The sequence below is a fragment of the Orrella sp. 11846 genome, assembly GCF_048820935.1.
Taxonomy (GTDB): Bacteria; Pseudomonadota; Gammaproteobacteria; order Burkholderiales; family Burkholderiaceae_B; genus Algicoccus.
Genome location: NZ_JBMERD010000002.1, coordinates 219,211 through 238,307, shown reverse-complemented (window position 1 = coordinate 238,307; position 19,097 = coordinate 219,211). Strand labels below are relative to the sequence as shown.

The window sequence follows — 19,097 nt, the reverse complement described above, 5'->3', positions numbered from 1 at the left end:
GCATGTTTGTACTTTTTGAAGAGAGCGGTCAGTTCAAAGCCGCTGAAATTAAATCGGAGGCTGACAGCAGCCTTCACATTGAAATGCCTTCGGGCAAGCGCAGTAAAATCAAGCGCAACAATACCTTATTCACTTTTAATGACCATCCCGCACAAACATTACTGGATGACGCCAAACCGTTGAGCGAAGAGTTTGATATCGAGTTTCTTTGGGAAGTCGCACCTGAAGATGAGTTTGATATCCAAGCACTCGCACAAGAGTATTACGGCCACAAGCCCAGCACACTGGAGACTGTCGCACTACTTTTGGCAGTCCACCAGGCACCGATCTACTTTCATCGTCGAGGCAAAGGTCTGTATCGACGTGCACCTGAAGAGATTTTACAAGCTGCACTGGCCGCTCAAGAGAAAAAACAAAAACAACTGGCGCAACAACAACACTGGGCTGAGCAACTCGCCCAAGGCGTACTACCTGAAGACTTTGATGGCGATCCTCTCACGCTGGTGACACGCCCCGATAAAAACTCACAAGCTTGGAAAGCCATTGAGTTGGCCAGCCAACAAACTGGGCAATCCGTTGACGATCTATTGTTGGCATGCGGAGCCTGGCCCAATGCACTGGCGTTACACCGTGCGCGCTTTTTTGCGGCGAATTTTCCGAAAGGCATCGAATTTCCCGAGGTTTCTTTGGATTTCGATCCTGAGTCACTGCCACTGGCTGATGTACAGGCTTATTCCATCGATGACGTCAATACCACAGAGATTGACGATGCCTTGTCAGTGCGTGAACTGGAAGACGGCTGGCTTGAGGTGGGTATCCACGTTGCGGCACCTGCTTTATCGGTGATTCGCGACAACCAACTAGACGAATTGGCTCGCGCCCGCATGGCAACCGTCTATATGCCGGGACAAAAAATCCCAATGCTACCCTCGTCTCTCATCGACACATATTCTTTAGTGGCTGGCAAACCCGTTCCGGCTCTGTCGCTTTACGTTCAAGCCAACGCACAAACCGGTGAAATCCGCCAAGAGCGTGTTGCGATTGAACGCATTGCAGTCACAGAAAACCTGCGACACAACGAACTTGACGCACAAGTCACCCCTGAAGCCCTCGACGATCCTACTCAACCCTTGGCCTATGGTGAGATTCTTCGCCCCCTCTGGACGCTCTCCAAGGCTCTTAGCGCAGTGCGCGATGAGCGACGCGGCAAGCCAGAGAATAATGACCGGATCGATTACAGCTTCTACCTCGATGGACCAGCCGACGATCCAAACACCCCAGTGCGCATTGAACCCAGACAGCGCCAAGCCCCCTTGGATCTCATGGTCTCGGAATACATGATTTTGGCCAACGCCACTTGGGCACGGTTACTGGATACGCATAATTTACCGGGAATCTTTAGATCACAACAAGGAATGCGAGTGCGCATGAGTACGCACGCACTCCCGCATGACGCCATGGGGGTGACGCACTACGCTTGGTGCACCTCCCCTCTGAGGCGTTATGTCGATCTGGTCAACCAACGACAACTCGTTGCACTGGCACAGCATGGCGTTTCAGCGGCATTGGTTGCACCATATCAACCGCGTGATGCAGACCTTTACGCGTTAATCAGTGCGTTTGAAGCACAACACGGGATTTGGCAGAATTTTCAGCGACAAATCGAGCGCTATTGGTGCATACGCTGGCTCGTTCAAAACCAAAAGTCTCACCTAACTGGTCAAGTGATTCGTGATGATTTGGTCCGACTCGATGGCCTACCCTTGGTAATTCAAGTCTCGGGGATGCCGATCTTGCCGCGCCACACACCGGTTGAAGTGGAAATCATCGAGCATGATGAGCTGACGCTAGAGATTCAAGCCAAGTTCCTGGTTGCCCATGAGTTACCCGTCACAGAATCGGACGAGGCGCCCGTGGACGATGCATCACAAACAACCTAAGCACGCCGCTTCCATGGTCACACGCACAACATCTGCCACTGTACGCTGGGCTTGGTTAGCTTGGCTCAGGGCGCCGGCACAAAACTTTTTGCGCTGGGCGATTGCGTTTTCATTATTGATTCATGCGCTTTTGCTGGCATGGGCCATGCCCGCTGCAAAACCCGTGCCCAAAGTGGTGCCCCAGCTTGAAGTGGTCATGATCAATACATTTGATGTCGATGATCCGCTGACCCCCGATGTGATTGCGCAAGCGAGCTTAGAAGGTGGTGGCGACCAGCTAAGCGGTTTGGCCTCTAATCCTGCACCGCGGCAAGGTGAAGAATCACATGACGTCTCGCTTGAAGCCATGACGCAACAAAAGCGACAACTCGAAACGCTTCAAAGCGAGCTACTCACGCAACTCGATGCCAGCTGGCAACAACCGATGGATTTGTCTGAAGGTCAAATCGATCCAACCGACCCAGTCCAAGGCAACGATCCGACGGATCAACAAGCCGTGGAACTCAATGCTCGCATTGCCGCCATACTGGAAGACATTCAACATTACAACGCTCGACCACGGCGACACTTCGATGCGCCTTCAGCCATTGCCAATCCGTATGCCCATTATGTCGACAGTTGGCGTGAGGCCGTTGAGCGCACAGGCTCCGAACATTACCCGGGGCAAGACGATGATCGCCCAACGGGTGAAGTGCAAGTCACTGTCATTCTGGATGCCACAGGTCAGGTTATTGAAAGCCAGATTGTCCGCCCTGCGAGCGACCCCAGACTCAATCAGGCGGTGAGCCGAATTTTGCAACTGGCCGCACCTTTTGCACCCTTTCCACCTGAATTCCTACAATCTATTGATCAGCTGGTCATCACCCGAACCTGGTCTTTTCAACCTGGACAGCTAAGTACGAGAGCTCCATGAAATCAACAAACTCCACAAACCCTGCCATTCCCGCTTTTGCGGTGATTGGTCACCCTATTGCGCACAGTCGCTCACCCAGTGTGCACGCTGCGTTTGGCAAACAAACCGGCATTGCACTGACTTACGACCGACTCGATGTCAAACCAGAAAACTTCGTGACGGACGTCACCGCTTTTTTTGCACAAGGTGGTCGTGGCATGAACGTCACCGTCCCCCACAAAGAAGCCGCTTATGAGCTCAGCAAACAACATCTAAGTCCACGTGCGCAAGATGCCGCTGCCGTCAATACGTTGTGGATGGAAGAAGGTCAGATTCATGGATGCAACACCGATGGCGTGGGCTTAGTGATGGATCTTGAACGCCAGCATATGCTTGGCCCTGACCAACGCATCTTGTTATTGGGGGCAGGTGGTGCCGCACGCGGTGTACTTGGTCCATTGCTGGATACGGGCTGCGCCCTTATCTGCATTGCCAACCGTACTCTCGCACGCGCCGAAACACTACGTGATGACTGGGTTAAGCGTCACCCGGATGATCTGGCTCGATTACAAGTCTGCACACTCGATGACGATCAACTCAATCAGCCCTGGGATCTGATTATTAATGCCACCAGCACCAGTTTGGGTGCGCAAACCCTCGTGTTACCTGAGCAGGCCATCACAACCCACACAGCGGTCTACGACATGATGTATGGCAGCGAACTTTCTGCATTTCTAAAAGACAGTCAGCAACGCCAAGCCCGTCTCGTGAGCGATGGCTTGGGCATGCTGGTCTGTCAGGCCGCTGAAAGCTTTCGGATCTGGAATGGCGCGACCCCTCAAGTAGAACCTGTGATTGCACACATCCGTGCTGAACTCTCAGGGCGAGTCGGTTAAACTTCAACTATGTCCACTGCCCGTCGTTATTTGGCCCGGGAGATTTATCGCTCTAGCCTCATTGTGCTTGTAGCCTTACTGGGCTTTTTCACCTTCTTTTCATTGGTGGATCAGCTCGATACGGTGAGCGATAACTTTCCAATGAGTGCCTTACTTTATTTGGAAACACTGGCGCTACCCAGTCGTCTCTATGAGCTTTTACCGCTCGGTATTCTCGTGGGCGCCGTTCTTGCATTAGCGGGCTTAGCGCAGCGCAACGAACTCACGATTTTACGCGTTTCAGGCATGAGCTCTTATCGCCTATTGCGTATGCTTTGGATCACGTCGATTCCAGTGATTCTATTTGCTTTGCTCTTATCCGAAGTACTCACGCCAGCCGCTGATGTCCGTTATAGCGAAGCCAACCTCATGATGCGAAGTCGCGTTGAGGGCGGGCGATTCAATAGTGGTTATTGGTTCAAGGAGCCCACAGAAACAGGTGGCTATCGCATCATCAACATTGGTCAGCTCTTGTCCTCTGGTGACGTCGGTGATGTCATGCTGTACGAATTTGATCCGGAAGGCAAATTCCTGACGCTGACGAAAGCAGGCACAGCCTCTGTTAAAAACGACCGCATTCAGCTTAAAGACGCAACGATCAATAAGCTGCCAAGCGATGCCATGCAGTCCCTGTCAGAAGCAAAGCCCTTAGATCAACCCCTCATGATGCTGACACAAGAGCCGATTGTTGAATTCGCGTCCTCTCTGACACCAGAACGACTCGTTGCGCGCATCTTGGTGCCCGAACGCATGTCGCTCTTGTCGCTCTGGGACTACACCCAGTACATGAAAGCCAACGGGCTCACTACAGATCGGCAAGAGGTTGCGCTCTGGCGAAAGCTCGCTTACCCATTTACCATTTTGGTGATGCTTTCTATTGCGGCACCGATTGCCTACCTGCAAATACGACGCGGTGGTGTGGCCAGTAAGATCTTTGTCGGGATTCTGGTGGGGACAATCTTTTTTATGATTAGCCAGCTTTCACTAAACGTCGGCACACTGTATCGATGGAACCCAATACTCACCGCGCTCCTACCCAACGGCATTGCGCTCATACTCGCCATCTTCACACTACTACGGATGGAAAGACGTCTGGGTCCCAAAGAATCTAAAAAACTGTCTGATCCCGTTCGGGCTGAACCGCTGGAACCCTCCCTGTGAGTGATCTCCCACCGATGAATACCCCCTCAATCTGGATGATCGGAGATATTCAAGGCTGCGATGAAGCACTGTGCGCATTGCTTGACCATCCCAGCATTGCACAAGATCCGCAAGCGCGTTTCTGGATTGCAGGCGACCTGATCAATCGGGGTCCATCGTCACTGGCAACCATCCGTCGTATCATGGCCATGCAGGATCGGTGCGAAGTTGTTTTAGGGAATCACGACTTACACTTTCTGGCCGTCGCGGCAGGCGTGCGTCATCTCGGAAAAAATGACACCATCCAACCCTTACTTGATGCACCCGACGCAGCCGAGATTATTGAATGGTTGCGTCACCAAAAACTGGCTCATCTAGAAAACGACCATTTGATGGTCCATGCGGGCGTCCTGCCTTGCTGGGGTCCTAAAAAGACGCGCCGACTCGCTGCTGAAGTAGAAGCGGCTTTACAAGCACCTAACTGGAAAGAAACCCTGTCTGGTGTCTTTGGCAATGAGCCCGATCACTGGAAAAAAGGACTCACAGGCGCCAAACGCCTACGCGTCATCATCAACGCCTTAACTCGATTACGGATGTGTACACCCGATGCACGCATGGCTTTATCCGTCAAATCCGGACCTCAAGCACACAGCGACACCCTGATTCCATGGTTTGATATGCCCAATCGTAAGACGAGCACTGTCACCATGGTTTTTGGGCATTGGTCAACATTGGGTTTATATCTGAGACCCGATGTGATCGGTCTGGATACCGGGTGTGTTTGGGGTGGACAGCTCACGGCTATTCGGCAGCATGATCGGCTCGTGGTTCAAATCCCTTGCCAAGCCCACCGTGATCCTTTTGCGGTGGCAGACTAATTTTCACTATTCGCGCGCACTATCACTACAGGATTCCCGCAAAGCATCTTGTATCGTTTCACGCGCCCATAGGGCAATTTCATGGCGGTTGCGAGTCGTTGTCTCATCAGCGTCCATGGCATCTAAGAACAACAACTCAATCGTGACCCCAGTCGTTCCCAAAACACGCCAAAGGTTGTCCATAAAAGTCTGTTCACCCACGAAGGCCACGTAATCACTACGCACGCCCCGATGGTAATAGCGCAAGGCTACTGGCTGCACTGGTGCACCGCTGCGCTTAGCAGGCTCAAACAAATTGGCATAGAAAGGCAACACATCAAAACCATCAGATGTGGTCGCTTCTGGGAACAAACCGACTGTTTGTCCTCGTGAGAATCGCGATTCCATGTCCAGACCGACACGATGGACAGCCTGCCGGTAACCTCGTTGCACAAAAATCGTGTCAGCACCCGCCACTAGCCAACCTAAAACAGGCCAGTGTCGAATCTCTTGTTTGGCAACAAACGTCGTGGAACGCACATAATTGGTCACAAATATGTCGAGCCAAGACACATGATTCATGACCCAGAGTGCTGCGCCCTGTTCTGCAGGCTCGCCTGAGACTTTCAAACGAACACCGCACAAATGCAAAAGCACACGCGACCATTGACGTTTCAACGCCAAACGCACCGACAGCGGGCTCAGTGGAAAAACTAGGCCTAGCACTAAGAGTCCATTGACGACCCACAAGGCAAGCCAAAACGTTCGCCACCCAACCCGCCAGTGTTTCAAGCGTCGCGCTCCCAGACTAAATGCCCGCGTGCCACCGTCGCACTCACGCGTGCTGGAATTTCCCATCCTTCAAATGGCGTGTACCAGCTTTGACTGCGAATAGTTTGTTGACCCACAATCCAGTGATCTTTCAAATCCACAACCGCCAAATCCGCTGCACTCCCCACCGCTAGAGAACCTAGCACAGGCGCTTGCAGGCCGGACTGATGTAGGACCTGAGCAGGTCCATTTGTGAGTCGCGCAATCGCTTTGGACAGATCCAGCTTGTCGTCCTGTGCCCATTTCAAGGTCAACGACAACAGAAGTTCCAGACCGGTTGCACCAACTTCGGCTTCTGCAAATGGCTTCTGTTTATCATCTTCGTCCACTGGCGTGTGATCCGAGCAAACCGCATCAATCGTGCCGTCGGCCAGTCCTTGACGCAGTGCGGCGAGGTCGTTTTGATGGCGCAAAGGGGGCTCTAATCGGCAGCGACTGTCATAAAACCCAATGTCCCAATCCGTCAAATGAAGGTTGTTAATGGACACATCACATGTCACGGGCAAACCCGAGGCCTTGGCTTGACGCACAAGTTCAACACCCGCACCACTTGAAAGTCGGCAGATATGTAATCGCACGCCAGTGGCTCGTTGCAACTCAAAAAACGTATGCAAAGCCACCGTTTCAGCTTGCTCGGGAATACCCGCAAGCCCCAGACGTGACGCATAGGGACCTGAGGCAGCCACGCCAGAGCCACTGAGCCAGAAATCCTGCGGTCTTAACCATAAAACATGGCCGAAAGAGCGCGCATACTGCATGGCTCGCAGCAACACGTTGCTGTCCTCAATGGGTTGATCTGCCTGAGAAAAGCCCACACACCCGGCTTCCGTCAACTGCCCCATTTCTGTAATGTTTTTGCCTTTCAAGCCCACCGTCATCGCGGCCAACGGAAACACACGCACCTGACCAAACTGACGTGTGCGATGGCGCAACATTTCTACCAAGCCAGGTTCATCTAGGCACGGGTCGGTGTCCGGTGGCAAGACCAATGAAGTGATCCCAGCAGACATCGCTGCTGTCAGTTCCGACTCAAGCGTGCCTCGGTACTCAAACCCCGGCTCACGCAAACGTGCGCATAAATCCACCACACCAGGAATCAGCAGCTTGTCAGACACATCCAACTCGCGTTCGGCCTGAACTTTCGTGCGCAAGTCACCTATTTGTGCAATCAAACCGTCCTGCACCAAAATGTCCATGACGGCATCGACACCATTTGCCGGATCGATCACCCGGCCTCCTGTCAATAAAAGACTCATTCGCTGGCTCCTGCAACGATACTCATCACCGCCATGCGAACGGCAATGCCAAATGTCACCTGATTTAAAATCACCGAATGCGGACCATCGGCCACTTCAGAAGCGATCTCCACGCCACGGTTCATGGGTCCAGGGTGCATCACCAACGCATCGGGTTTGGCATAGGCCAACTTTTTCTCAGTTAACCCAAAATGCTTGTAATACTCATGTGCCGAAGGCAGTAAAGCACCCCGCATGCGCTCGTTTTGTAGGCGCAACATGATGATCACGTCCGCATCGCGCAAACCCTCTTCCATTGAGGTAAAAGGTCTGACACCCATTTGCTCAAGGCCGCTCGGCAGCAATGTCAGAGGTCCAATTGCCCGAACTTCAGACACGCCTAAAGTCGTCAATGCATGAATATTTGAACGTGCCACCCGTGAATGCATGACATCACCCACAATCGCAACCGTTAAACCCTCAAAGGCTTTTTTAAAGTGCCGGATGGTGTACATATCCAGCAACGCCTGAGTCGGATGCGCATGGCGTCCATCACCCGCATTAATCACGTGGATGTCTGGCCCAACATGCTGGGCAATCAGATACGGCGCACCACTGGCTTCATGGCGCACCACAAAGATATCAGCTTGCATTGCCGATAAATTGGCAATCGTATCGAGCAAGGACTCACCTTTGGAAGTCGATGAGGCATTGATATTGAGATTCAGAATATCGGCCGACAGGCGATTGGCGGCAATTTCAAAGGTGGTTCGCGTGCGCGTTGAGTTTTCAAAAAAAAGATTAAAAACGCTTTTACCGCGCAGTAGGGGAACTTTTTTCACATCACGGTCTGCTAACGGCACAAACTTGCTGGCTGTATCCAGAATGTGCGTCATGATGTCTTTGGGCAAACCTTCGGTGGTGATCAGATGCGTTAGTTCACCATGTCGATTGAGTTGGGGATTGTTCTTTAGCATGACCATCCTTTATTCCAAGAACAAACGGAACTGGCCGCTATCCATCTGTTCGAGCACATAATCCTGCTCAGGGACTTGCTCGGGCGTCCAAGCAGAAAAATCGGCTTGAATGGGTAATTCACGTTCACAGCGATCCACCAACACCATCAAGCGAATAGAGGCTGGTCGACCATAGTCAAATAACTCATTCATTGCGGCACGAATCGTGCGACCGGTGTAGAGCACATCGTCAATCAAGATCAAATGTGCTTTTTCAACGGCAAAGTTAATCTCTGAAGGCTCCGTCTGGCTATGTAACCCGATACGATCAAAATCGTCTCGATAAAAACTGATATTCAGCGTCCCCATCTCACCAGGCAAGTTCAGATCCGTCTGAATCTGCCGAGCAAGCCAAGCACCGCCAGAATGAATGCCCACCAAATGGACCGGTTGTCCATCTAACGATTGCACGGTTTCTTGAACGGCCTGACGCAAACGTTCATACAAGTCTTGTGCATCAGGCAAGCTCTGATCTGTTTTCGGTATAGACACCATGGATATCCTTCAGTTATCAGCAATGCGCAAACGAGTCGCAAACAAACCGCGCACTCAGAGGGTACTCAATTTGCCACGTAAACCACGTTAAACGCCGTAATTTTAGACGCACAACGCCCACTCTGCATGGAATTTTCAGGGTCGAATCAGAATCCTGTGTAACCGTCGAAATATCGCTGCAAAATAATGGCTGCAGCCACCGCATCATCGGGATCATTCCCGGTGTGCGCTTGTGCCTGCATGCTGGAATAACGCTCATCCACAAGCTCAACGGGCAAGCCCGTGCGGCCTCGCAACTGATTCGCAAAACGACGAGCCTCATGCGTGGCTTTTTGTTCTGCACCTCCTGCCGTGAGCGGCAAACCCACCACGAGCTGGGTCGGCTGCCAAGTTGCCAAGAGACCATCCAAGCGCGCAAAGCGCTGTGCTTTCACTTCAGTGTCAATAATCTCTAGCGGTTGCGCTTGGCGCAATAAGGTATTGCCAACAGCCACACCGATCTTACGTCGACCAAAGTCAAACGCAAGTACCGTGTATTCAGGCATGGCCCACTTCGCCGGTGAGCATCGCCGGGTCAAAGCCAAGTAACCGCATGGCTGTCGGATAACGCTCTTCAGGTGGCAGATTAAAGATAATCTCTTCGTCTGCAGGGACAGAAAGCCAAACGTTTTGAGCCATTTCCTGCTCAAGCTGACCTGCTCCCCAGCCGGCATAGCCTAATGCCACCAACAAATCAGACGGACCAGTGCCTTTGCCTAGGTTTTCAAGCACATCACGCGATGTAGTCAGCCCGATATCACCGTCTAAATGCAAGGAAGAGTTGTAGGACATCACAGGCCGGTGCAATACAAACCCTCGATCTGCCTGGACAGGCCCCCCGAAGTACACGGGGGTTCTGCCCAGATCCTGGTTTTCAACAGGGATATCGATTTTTTCCAGTAACTCACCGACCGTCAGTTTCATAGGCCGATTTAAAACCAGCCCCAATGCACCTTGTGATGAGTGTTCACAGACATAAATCACAGTGCCTGCAAATTCATCCCCGGTTGTCCCTGGCATGGCCAGTAAAAACTGTCGGGTAAAGTCGGTCGTACCTGTCATTAAATCTCCATCATCTCAAAGTCTTCTTTACGCGCACCACATTCTGGGCAGACCCAGTTCGGTGGCACATCTTCCCAAAGGGTGCCTGGTGCAATGCCATCTTCAGGCGCACCCGCTTCTTCGTCATACACCCAACCACAAATCAAACACATCCATGTTCGCATATCGCTCTTTTACTCCGCGGATCTTCTACAATAGAATGCCATGTTACCAATCTCACACAAAGTGTCTCATTCTCCCACACCCGTCGTACTGTTGATTGGTCTGTTTGACCCCACCGGACGGCAAGATGTTCCCGCCGATGTCATCACCTGTGCTGCACAAGGGCTTCATGCCGTTTGTGCCATCACTGGAACGGCATTGGCTGACTCGGCCATCATGCTGCATATCGAGCCCGCGCATCCAGAGCAACTTGACGAACAAATCCGTCTGTTACTGGAAGACACGCCCGTGCATGCGATCAAGGTCGGTCACATTGCCAATGTCGAACAAGTGAGCATCATTGCACAAATCGCAGCCGATTATGCGCACGTGCCCCTCATCCTTCATCTTAGCCCCAAAGAGGTTGTTTATACGGATACCGATGACGAGGATGGGGAAGATGACCACACCGCACAAGCCATACTTGAGCTACTCGTCCCGCAAAGTGAGCTAGTGGTCACCAGCGCACGCCTGGCGGCACGATGGTCTGAAGACGAGCTACCGATGCTCACAGACTTAGAGCACAGTCCGCGTGGCCTGCTGGAGATGGGCGCAAGCCATGTCTTACTGACGCATTTCCGACAACGTCCTGGCGTACAGGTCAATTTGCTGACAGGCTCACAAGGTGAAACACAAGCCTGGCCAGCCGTTCCGATGACTGCAGGCACTCAGGAAACAACTGGACTTCTGGCAACCGCAATTGCCGCGGGCCTTGCCAACGGCTTGGAGCTCATGTCTGCTTGTGACAATGCCTGTCAATACGAAGCTTTAGCACAAGCGCAAGCATTTCAGGCAGGCATGGGGCAACGCACTGCACAACGTCTGCCGGATGATGTCGGTGACGCTCGGAGTACAGACTGATGAATCAACCTGTTTATCATTCACTGCGGTTTCCAGCGGGCTTGTATGGCGTGACACCCGATTGGGATGACTTCGCACGGCTGGAAGACGGTATCCGACAAGGCATGGAAGCTGGGCTCACCGCACTGCAACTGCGCCTTAAAACTGTCCCGGAACCCAAGCGCACTGAACTTGCCCATCAATTGCGTGCGCTGTGTCAAACACTGGGGATTGTCTACCTCATTAATGACGACTGGAAGCTGGCGCTCGAAGTTCAAGCTGATGGCGTTCACATGGGGCGCGATGATGGCGATGTTTTTGCGGCACGCGAGGCACTGGGACCCGATAGGCTGATAGGTGTCTCTTGCTATGCAGATCTAAAACTGGCACAGCGATTGCTTGCAGTTCCCGTGGATTACATTGCATTTGGTGCGATGTACGCTTCCGGCACCAAACCTCAAGCACCACCTGCGCCACTGAATATTCTGAAGCAAGCGCGTGATTTGTGTGAAGCGCAACGCCTAGCCAGTCCTCCTGGAACCCGTCAACATGCGCGCCGCGCCGCTGTGGTCGCCATTGGTGGTATCACATCCAGCAATGGTGCTGAATTACTAGCAGCAGGCGCAGATAGCCTCGCTGTCATTGGTGCGCTGTTTGACTCCCCTGAACCTACACAAGAACGGCGTCGCTTTGCTGAACTGTGGCCCAGCCTTGACGACTCGCCGAACTAATTTACGAACCGTATCTGATTTTTGGAGATTTTTATGACTCGCAACGCTGAACTTTTTGAGCGCGCCTGCAAAACCATCCCAGGTGGTGTGAACTCACCTGTACGTGCATTTCGCTCTGTTGGTGGTACACCCCGATTTATCGAACGTGCCAATGGCGCCTATTTCTGGGATGCGCAAGACAAGCGTTACGTCGATTACATTGGCTCATGGGGCCCAGCCATCGTGGGTCACGCACACCCTGAGGTCGTCGCTGCCGTTCAAGCGGCTGCAGCCCATGGCCTGTCATTCGGCGCACCCACAGAAAGTGAAATCGAAATTGCAGAAATGCTCGTTCAACGTGCTCCATCCATGGAGCAAGTTCGTCTCGTGAGCTCAGGCACAGAAGCCACGATGAGTGCCATCCGATTGGCCCGTGGCGCAACCGGACGCAACAAAATCATTAAATTTGAGGGTTGCTACCACGGTCACGCTGACAGCTTGCTCGTTAAAGCCGGTTCTGGTTTGCTGACCTTTGGCAACCCCACGTCCGCAGGCGTTCCACCCGAGTTTGTTGCACATACCATCGTGCTGGACTACAACGACATTGAAGGCGTCAAAGCCGCATTTGCCACCCATGGCAAAGAAATCGCCTGCATTATCGTGGAACCCATTGCCGGCAACATGAACCTCATCAAACCTGTACCAGGTTTTCTGGAGACATTGCGCGAGCAATGTACCGCCCACGGTGCTTTGCTGATTTTTGATGAAGTGATGACCGGTTTCCGTGCTGGCCCTTGCGGTGTTCAGGGCTTGACAGGTATTGAGCCAGATTTGACGACCTTGGCCAAAGTGATCGGTGGCGGCATGCCAATTGGCGCATTTGGCGGTAAAGCCGAAGTCATGAACCACATCGCTCCCTTAGGTGCGGTCTACCAAGCAGGCACGCTGTCAGGCAACCCTGTCGCCGTTGCAGCAGGAATCACCACTTTGCGCTTATTAGCAGCACCCGGCACGTACGAACACTTGGAAGCACAAAGCAGCGGTCTGACCGAAGGTTTGGCTACTCTTGCTAAAAAACATGGTGTCACGCTCAGTACTGATTACGTCGGTGGCATGTTTGGTCTGTACTTCTCAGAGTCCGTCCCAACATCACTGGCACAAGCCTCTGAAGGCAATCAGGAACAGTTCAAGCAATTTTTTCATGGCATGTTGGATGAAGGCGTGTATTTTGCACCTTCAGCCTTTGAAGCGGGCTTTGTGTCTTTGGCCCACAATGACGAGACGCTGGAGCAAACGTTACAAGCTGCCGACAAAGTATTTGCCAAGCTGAACTGATCCCATCCAATCTCCTCTGTGACCGAAAGGCGCAGAGGAGATTGGCGCATTAAAAATCATTCGCAAGACAGACTTGACTGACATTGCCTAACTTGCACTTGCGATGAAGTGACCGTTGCTACAATACGGTCATTAACCGAAACATTTGAACGCCCTATCGAGGGCGTTCGCGCTTACATCGGCACACTAGTCATGGATTCTCGCGTCGATGTCAGCGTCATTTTTAAACACATTTACTCGAGCGCACTCCCAGAGGTTCACATGGCTGTCAATCTGCAAATCCCGAATCGCGAACAAGTCTATCCCGTCAAGGGCGTCCAAATTGGTATCGCTTCAGCAGGTATTAAAAAGGCGGGGAATCGTGACCTCACCTTGTTTGTCGTCTGTGAAGGCAGTACGGTTGCTGGCGTTCTGACCAGAAACCGCTTCCGTGCAGCACCTGTTCAAATCACCTCAAATCACCTTTTTTCTGGGACGCCTACCCGTGCGTTGATTGTGAACACAGGTAACGCCAATGCGGGCACTGGCCAATCCGGCTTAGAAAAAGCCATCCAAATGTCTCAGGATGTGGCCAATGCATTAGATCTCCCTCTGCAAAGCGTGTTGCCCTTCTCAACCGGGGTTATTTTAGAGCCGCTGCCGATCGATAAAATTGCTCAAGCCATTCCGCAAGCGGTCGACAATTTGTCAGAAGACCAATGGTTTGATGCGGCTTACAGCATCATGACCACCGACACGCAGCCTAAAATCCATTCCAGCCAAACTGAGATTGATGGTCAAACTGTCACCATCACAGGAATCAGTAAAGGCGCTGGCATGATTCGCCCCAATATGGCGACGATGCTGGGTTATCTGGCGACCGATGCCGGGATTGCACAACCCATTCTGGATCGCCTAGTGCGCACAGTCGCCAACAAATCGTTTAACCGCATCAGCGTCGATGGCGACACCTCCACCAACGATTGCTTCATGATCATGGCCACAGGGCAATGTGGTCTGACAATTGAATCTGAAGACGATCCGCGTTTACCCGCTTTAGAAGCCGCACTCACGGACGCCGCTTTAGATTTGGCACAAAAAATTATCCGTGATGGCGAAGGCGCAACCAAATTCATCACCATCAAAGTGCTTGAAGCCGGGGATACTGAGGAAGCCCTCAAGGTCGCCTATGCAGTCGCACACTCACCGCTCGTCAAAACCGCGTTTTACGCCAGTGACCCCAACCTTGGCCGCATTTTGGCTGCCATTGGCTATGCCGGCATTGATGACCTAGATGTCAACAACGTCAGCCTGTGGCTTGATGAGGTTTTAGTGGCGAGCGAAGGCGGACGTGATCCCAACTATCAGGATGCGGACGGCCAGCGCGTCATGCAGAAAAACGAAATCGTCATGCGCATTGCACTGGGTCGTGGTTCAGTGTCCGAAACTATCTATACCTGCGATCTGTCTCACGAATACGTGAGCATCAACGCAGACTATCGTTCCTGAGGGAGGCTCACCATGACAGCGCCGACCGAAACGGATTTGACGCAACTGATTCACAAAGCCCATGCGGTGCTTGATCAGCTTCAAGCGTGGTTACCGCCTGTACCCGCACCTGTGAATTGGTCCGCACAGGCCTTTCGCTGGCGCAAGCAAGGTCAGGCTCGGGGTTGGCTCGAAGCCGTTGAGCACCCGCATCGCATAGAGGCCGCGGATCTTCAACACATCCAACGTCAGAAAGATATTATTGAACGCAACACCCGCCAGTTTGTACAAGGCAAACCGGCCAACCATGTCCTGATGACAGGCTCACGCGGGACAGGTAAAAGCTCTCTGGTTAAAGCCATGTTGTCACAATTTGCCGATCAGGGATTGCGCTTGATCGAAGTCGACAAAGAGGATTTGGCTGATTTGTCAGAAATTGCTGATTTAGTCGCTAATCGTTCAGAGCGTTTTTTAATTTTCTGTGATGACTTGTCTTTTGAGCACGGGGAGACCAGCTATAAGGCACTGAAATCCATTCTGGATGGCTCAGTCTCTTCCACAGGTGACAACCTGTTGATATATGCCACCTCGAACCGTCGCCACCTCATGCCGGAATACATGCATGAGAATCTGGAAACCAAATACCAAGCAGATGGTGAAGTGCATCCCGGCGAATCCATCGAAGAGAAAATCTCTTTGTCCGAACGTTTTGGGCTCTGGCTGTCGTTTTACCCATTCCGACAAGATGATTACCTCGACATCGTGGCGCACTGGTTACGCAAATTAGGTTGTAGCGAGGAGTCGATTGAAGAGTCACGCACAGAAGCCCTGCAATGGACGATCGAACGCGGCTCTCGCTCAGGTCGCGTTGCATGGCACTTTGCACGAGACTGGGCTGCCAGACATGCCTGAACCTGCGTCAAAGGTCACAGAAGTCGCAGTCGGCCTACTGATCAATGCATCAGGTCAGGTTCTATTGGGTAGCCGCCCCACCGGAAAACCATGGGCTGGCTGGTGGGAGTTACCCGGTGGAAAAATTGAAGCCGGTGAAACGGTTTTACAGGCACTCACGCGTGAACTACAGGAAGAAATCAATATCACCGTTCAGGACGCCATACCTTGGGTGAGTTTGGTTTATCACTATCCAACCACCACGGTTCGTCTAAACATCTGGCAAGTCACACAGTGGGATGGCACACCAACTCCCCTAGAAAATCAGGAATTAGATTGGCTTACGCCAGACGAAGCACTGGCACGCGATGATTTATTACCAGCCACCTATCCTTTACTACGCTGGTTGCGTATACCGCGTCGCTACCTGATCAGTCATGTCAATCACCCAGACAATCTAGCAAGCTTTCTCAAAACCTTAGGCCAAGCTCACGCTCAAGGCATTGAGCTCGTGCAATGGCGTGAACCACAGTGGCAAACGACCCTGGGCGAACAAAGCGTCAAAGACGGCTTTTTAAAAGTGCTCGCGTACTGTCAGCGCCTCAATATGAAGTTACTGGTGAACAGTGTTCATCCAGAATCCTGGTGGACGCAAGCCGATGGTGTGCATTTGCGCGCACAAGACGCTACAAATCATTCTGAGCGCCCCAAACTCGCTGACGATCAATGGGTGGGTGTATCAGCACACAATGCCGAACAACTGACTCAAGCACGTCTCATTAAAGCTGATTTTGCGGTGCTGGGGCCTGTGTTGCCTACGGCATCACATCCGGGGGAGCCCACATTGGGTTGGGAAGCGTTTGCTGAATTGGCACAATTTGCTGGCTTACCTGTGCTTACCATTGGCGGACAATCTAACGACACCTATCCTCAAGCACGACGACACGGTGCACACGGTATTGCTGGCATCCGTCACCTACTTAATCCTTAAGTCTTAAGGATTAAGTAAATTAGAATCCGCATAAAGCGTATTCAAACGGAATATCGCGACTGACCGGATGTGGCTTGTGAATCCCATCTTGCTCTGAGAACCGTACCCAAACCATATATTTGTTGGCACTCATCTCCGGAAAGACTTGCTGTGCGTCATCGACCCAGACGGTGAACAGCTGGTAAGTCTTACCACTCAACATCTGCTGGTAAGAGCCCGATCGTGCGACCGTAGATTCGCGCGTGCCAGAATCACGCAATAACTTCATGATCAACTGAACGCCATTGCGTAAGGGTAAAAGTGGATTCACCCAATCTTGTAGGTCACGACAGCGCTGCTCAACGTCCTTGCATTGCCAAGCATAAAACGAAGGCATGTCCACTTGGGTGCCACCACCCGGCACCGCTAAGCGTCCACGCAGGCTACAAAGCCACTCATTGGTGCGTAATGTTTGACCGGTCTTTCCTTGACGCAGCAACGCATCCATGGCCACATCAATCTGTTTGACCACGTCTTGCAATGCTTCGCCATCCACACCCGGATGGTTCTGAAGACCAATCAATGTGATTTTTTGGCGTTCGAGATCTTGTAACAAACCGCCCTTGATATCCGTGCGCTCAGTCGCATCCAACACATCAAATAGCGTACTGAAAGCCACTTGATGCAAGCGAGCATCGCCCGGTGCAGAAAAAAACACCAGACGATTCAGTAAGTACTCGAGCCGGATCCACGTCCGAACCCGCTCATTAAATGGGTATTCGAAACGCATCACACAACGTGGTTATTAGGAAATGAACTCATCATTCTGTAAGGTTACACCACAGACGGTGCAAGACCAACACCTGTTGACGCAGATTCTCAAAATCCGTGTTCGCACCATTGTCAATGACATCGTGCGCCACCGCCAATCGTTCATCACGAGTAGCCTGCACCATCATGATTTCTTCCACCTGTTCCGCGCTTAATTGACTGCGCGCCATGACACGGGCAATTTGTGTTGCTTCATCACAATCAACCACACACACCCGATCAACCTGTTCTAGCCAACGTCCTGATTCGACAAGCAAAGGCACCACAAAAACACGATAAAGACCAGTGGCTTTTTGCGCCTCACGCGCAACCTCTTGGCGAATCAATGGATGCAAAATACCTTCTAAGCGAATGCGTGCATTGGCATCTTTAAACACTTTCTGACGCATCTGGGCGCGATCCAATGCACCTTGCGCATCGATGACCTGATCACCAAAGGCTTCGCGGATCGGCTCAATCGCCAATCCCCCAGGCGCGGTTAAGCTATGGGCGATGGCATCGGTATCAATAATGCTGGCACCCAGATCTTGCAACAGATCAGCCACTTTCGTTTTACCGGAGCCTATGCCGCCCGTTAAACCCAGCTTGAGCGTACTCTCCGATTCGTGTTGTGGTTGTGTATTCATAAAATAAATGCAACTTAAAGTGACAAAATCTGAATCGTCGCAGCCAGTGCCAGGAACGGACCTAAAGGTAACGCCTTTGGCCATTGGCGACGAATCACTCCATAAACCGCAGTATAAGCAAGCGACGAAATGACTGCTGCCACCACAATATCACCCAATGCAGGCCAACCGAACCAAAGCCCAAGACTCATCAGCAACTTAGCATCCCCTTGGCCAATGGCATCAACGCCATGACGCAAGCGATAAAACCAGTTCATGACCCAAGGCACCCCATAACCCGCCAGTGCCACCGCCGTCTGCGAAACAGGGATCCAATCTAGCCACACGCCGATCAGGCCACTCAAAATCACTAACGCATTCAGAACGTCCGGTAGCAACCCTGTTTTGGCATCAATGCTGGCAAGCAACCACAACACTCCGATCAAAGCTGCCTGAACCCAAAACACAGCCCAATCAGTTTGATCGTGACCGATCCACCAGACAGACAACGCTACAACCGTCCATACAAAGCCAGACGGCATCCACAAAGGTGTCAAATTGGTATCTGACTGAGGGTCTTCAGCGGCCAACTCTCTCAGTAGAACTTCTAAAAACTGCACCCATCGAGCTGCCACAGCCACGACCACGCTCGCCAGAACAACGCCGACCAACCCACAATAAAAGCCCTTCATCAATTCAACACCAAAAACCGAACCCACCCAACATATCGACAATGCGTTAAGAAGCACCGTCCAAATGCACAACTTATTTAATTAATTACGCGTAAAATGAAAGTGCTGTTCAG

General features: G+C 52.0%; 21 protein-coding genes. 11 read left to right on the top strand and 10 right to left on the bottom strand.

Annotation, left to right across the window (positions count from 1 at the left end):
• The first annotated feature begins 2 nt into the window (after window positions 1-2).
• The 5 genes from ACOI06_RS02735 to ACOI06_RS02715 are packed head-to-tail and all read left to right on the top strand — an operon-like array spanning window position 3 to window position 5,785.
• Window positions 3-1,940, top strand: coding sequence for a ribonuclease catalytic domain-containing protein (locus tag ACOI06_RS02735; protein ID WP_420660958.1), 1,938 nt, complete (start codon window positions 3-5; stop codon window positions 1,938-1,940).
• On the top strand, window positions 1,921-2,853 hold the full coding sequence (locus tag ACOI06_RS02730; protein ID WP_420660957.1) for an energy transducer TonB family protein: 933 nt from the start codon (window positions 1,921-1,923) through the stop codon (window positions 2,851-2,853). Before ACOI06_RS02735 ends, ACOI06_RS02730 begins: the two co-directional genes overlap by 20 nt.
• Window positions 2,850-3,728, top strand: a complete 879-nt coding sequence (aroE, locus tag ACOI06_RS02725) for a shikimate dehydrogenase (protein WP_420660956.1) — start codon at window positions 2,850-2,852, stop codon at window positions 3,726-3,728. Before ACOI06_RS02730 ends, aroE begins: the two co-directional genes overlap by 4 nt.
• A gap of 9 nt (window positions 3,729-3,737) precedes the next feature.
• Window positions 3,738-4,928: an LPS export ABC transporter permease LptG gene (gene lptG, locus ACOI06_RS02720; RefSeq protein ID WP_420660954.1), complete on the top strand. Its 1,191-nt coding sequence runs from the start codon at window positions 3,738-3,740 to the stop codon at window positions 4,926-4,928.
• 14 nt (window positions 4,929-4,942) lie between these two features.
• The gene (locus ACOI06_RS02715; RefSeq protein WP_420661022.1) at window positions 4,943-5,785 is read left to right on the top strand and encodes a symmetrical bis(5'-nucleosyl)-tetraphosphatase; all 843 of its coding nucleotides are present in this window, start codon (window positions 4,943-4,945) and stop codon (window positions 5,783-5,785) included.
• 6 nt (window positions 5,786-5,791) lie between these two features.
• Here ACOI06_RS02715 and ACOI06_RS02710 read toward each other — a convergent pair whose 3' ends face one another.
• The 7 genes from ACOI06_RS02710 to ACOI06_RS02680 all read right to left on the bottom strand — a co-directional run bounded on the left by ACOI06_RS02710 (window position 5,792) and on the right by ACOI06_RS02680 (window position 10,606).
• Window positions 5,792-6,556 carry a lysophospholipid acyltransferase family protein gene (locus ACOI06_RS02710; protein WP_420660953.1) on the bottom strand — a complete coding sequence of 255 codons (765 nt, stop codon included), beginning with the start codon at window positions 6,554-6,556 and terminating at the stop codon, window positions 5,792-5,794.
• Window positions 6,553-7,851 carry a dihydroorotase gene (locus tag ACOI06_RS02705; protein ID WP_420660952.1) on the bottom strand — a complete coding sequence of 433 codons (1,299 nt, stop codon included), beginning with the start codon at window positions 7,849-7,851 and terminating at the stop codon, window positions 6,553-6,555. The genes ACOI06_RS02710 and ACOI06_RS02705 overlap by 4 nt, the downstream gene beginning before the upstream one ends.
• Entirely contained in the window at window positions 7,848-8,813 is a 966-nt protein-coding gene (locus tag ACOI06_RS02700; RefSeq protein ID WP_420660951.1) for an aspartate carbamoyltransferase catalytic subunit, read from the bottom strand. Before ACOI06_RS02700 ends, ACOI06_RS02705 begins: the two co-directional genes overlap by 4 nt.
• Before the next feature lie 3 nt (window positions 8,814-8,816).
• Window positions 8,817-9,338, bottom strand: a complete 522-nt coding sequence (pyrR, locus tag ACOI06_RS02695) for a bifunctional pyr operon transcriptional regulator/uracil phosphoribosyltransferase PyrR (RefSeq protein WP_420660949.1) — start codon at window positions 9,336-9,338, stop codon at window positions 8,817-8,819.
• A gap of 149 nt (window positions 9,339-9,487) precedes the next feature.
• Entirely contained in the window at window positions 9,488-9,886 is a 399-nt protein-coding gene (ruvX, locus tag ACOI06_RS02690) for a Holliday junction resolvase RuvX (protein ID WP_420660948.1), read from the bottom strand.
• Window positions 9,879-10,442, bottom strand: coding sequence for a YqgE/AlgH family protein (locus ACOI06_RS02685; protein WP_420660947.1), 564 nt, complete (start codon window positions 10,440-10,442; stop codon window positions 9,879-9,881). Before ACOI06_RS02685 ends, ruvX begins: the two co-directional genes overlap by 8 nt.
• Window positions 10,442-10,606, bottom strand: a complete 165-nt coding sequence (locus tag ACOI06_RS02680; RefSeq protein WP_420660946.1) for a rubredoxin — start codon at window positions 10,604-10,606, stop codon at window positions 10,442-10,444. Before ACOI06_RS02680 ends, ACOI06_RS02685 begins: the two co-directional genes overlap by 1 nt.
• 40 nt (window positions 10,607-10,646) lie before the next feature.
• On the opposite strand from ACOI06_RS02680, the gene ACOI06_RS02675 reads away from it, so the two are divergent.
• The 6 genes from ACOI06_RS02675 to ACOI06_RS02650 all read left to right on the top strand — a co-directional run bounded on the left by ACOI06_RS02675 (window position 10,647) and on the right by ACOI06_RS02650 (window position 16,877).
• A complete protein-coding gene (locus ACOI06_RS02675; protein WP_420660945.1) occupies window positions 10,647-11,504 on the top strand; it encodes a bifunctional hydroxymethylpyrimidine kinase/phosphomethylpyrimidine kinase in 858 nt (285 codons plus the stop codon).
• Window positions 11,504-12,214 (top strand): thiamine phosphate synthase, encoded by a 711-nt coding sequence (gene thiE / locus ACOI06_RS02670; protein WP_420660944.1) that lies wholly within the window; start codon window positions 11,504-11,506, stop codon window positions 12,212-12,214. Before ACOI06_RS02675 ends, thiE begins: the two co-directional genes overlap by 1 nt.
• A 33-nt stretch (window positions 12,215-12,247) precedes the next feature.
• Window positions 12,248-13,528 carry a glutamate-1-semialdehyde 2,1-aminomutase gene (gene hemL, locus ACOI06_RS02665; protein WP_420660943.1) on the top strand — a complete coding sequence of 427 codons (1,281 nt, stop codon included), beginning with the start codon at window positions 12,248-12,250 and terminating at the stop codon, window positions 13,526-13,528.
• 261 nt (window positions 13,529-13,789) lie between these two features.
• Window positions 13,790-15,016, top strand: coding sequence for a bifunctional glutamate N-acetyltransferase/amino-acid acetyltransferase ArgJ (gene argJ, locus ACOI06_RS02660; protein ID WP_420661021.1), 1,227 nt, complete (start codon window positions 13,790-13,792; stop codon window positions 15,014-15,016).
• Between the two features lie 12 nt (window positions 15,017-15,028).
• Window positions 15,029-15,907 (top strand): ATP-binding protein, encoded by an 879-nt coding sequence (locus ACOI06_RS02655; RefSeq protein ID WP_420660942.1) that lies wholly within the window; start codon window positions 15,029-15,031, stop codon window positions 15,905-15,907.
• On the top strand, window positions 15,900-16,877 hold the full coding sequence (locus ACOI06_RS02650) for a Nudix family hydrolase (RefSeq protein ID WP_420660941.1): 978 nt from the start codon (window positions 15,900-15,902) through the stop codon (window positions 16,875-16,877). The genes ACOI06_RS02655 and ACOI06_RS02650 overlap by 8 nt, the downstream gene beginning before the upstream one ends.
• A gap of 19 nt (window positions 16,878-16,896) precedes the next feature.
• On the opposite strand, the gene zapD is transcribed toward ACOI06_RS02650, so the two are convergent.
• Genes zapD through ACOI06_RS02635 form a run of 3 tightly spaced genes read right to left on the bottom strand, consistent with a single transcriptional unit; the run spans window position 16,897 to window position 18,984 of the window.
• A complete protein-coding gene (gene zapD, locus ACOI06_RS02645) occupies window positions 16,897-17,646 on the bottom strand; it encodes a cell division protein ZapD (RefSeq protein ID WP_420660940.1) in 750 nt (249 codons plus the stop codon).
• A 31-nt stretch (window positions 17,647-17,677) separates the two neighbouring features.
• Entirely contained in the window at window positions 17,678-18,313 is a 636-nt protein-coding gene (gene coaE, locus ACOI06_RS02640; protein WP_420660939.1) for a dephospho-CoA kinase, read from the bottom strand.
• Between the two features lie 14 nt (window positions 18,314-18,327).
• The gene (locus ACOI06_RS02635; protein WP_420660938.1) at window positions 18,328-18,984 is read right to left on the bottom strand and encodes a prepilin peptidase; all 657 of its coding nucleotides are present in this window, start codon (window positions 18,982-18,984) and stop codon (window positions 18,328-18,330) included.
• Window positions 18,985-19,097 lie beyond the last annotated feature (113 nt).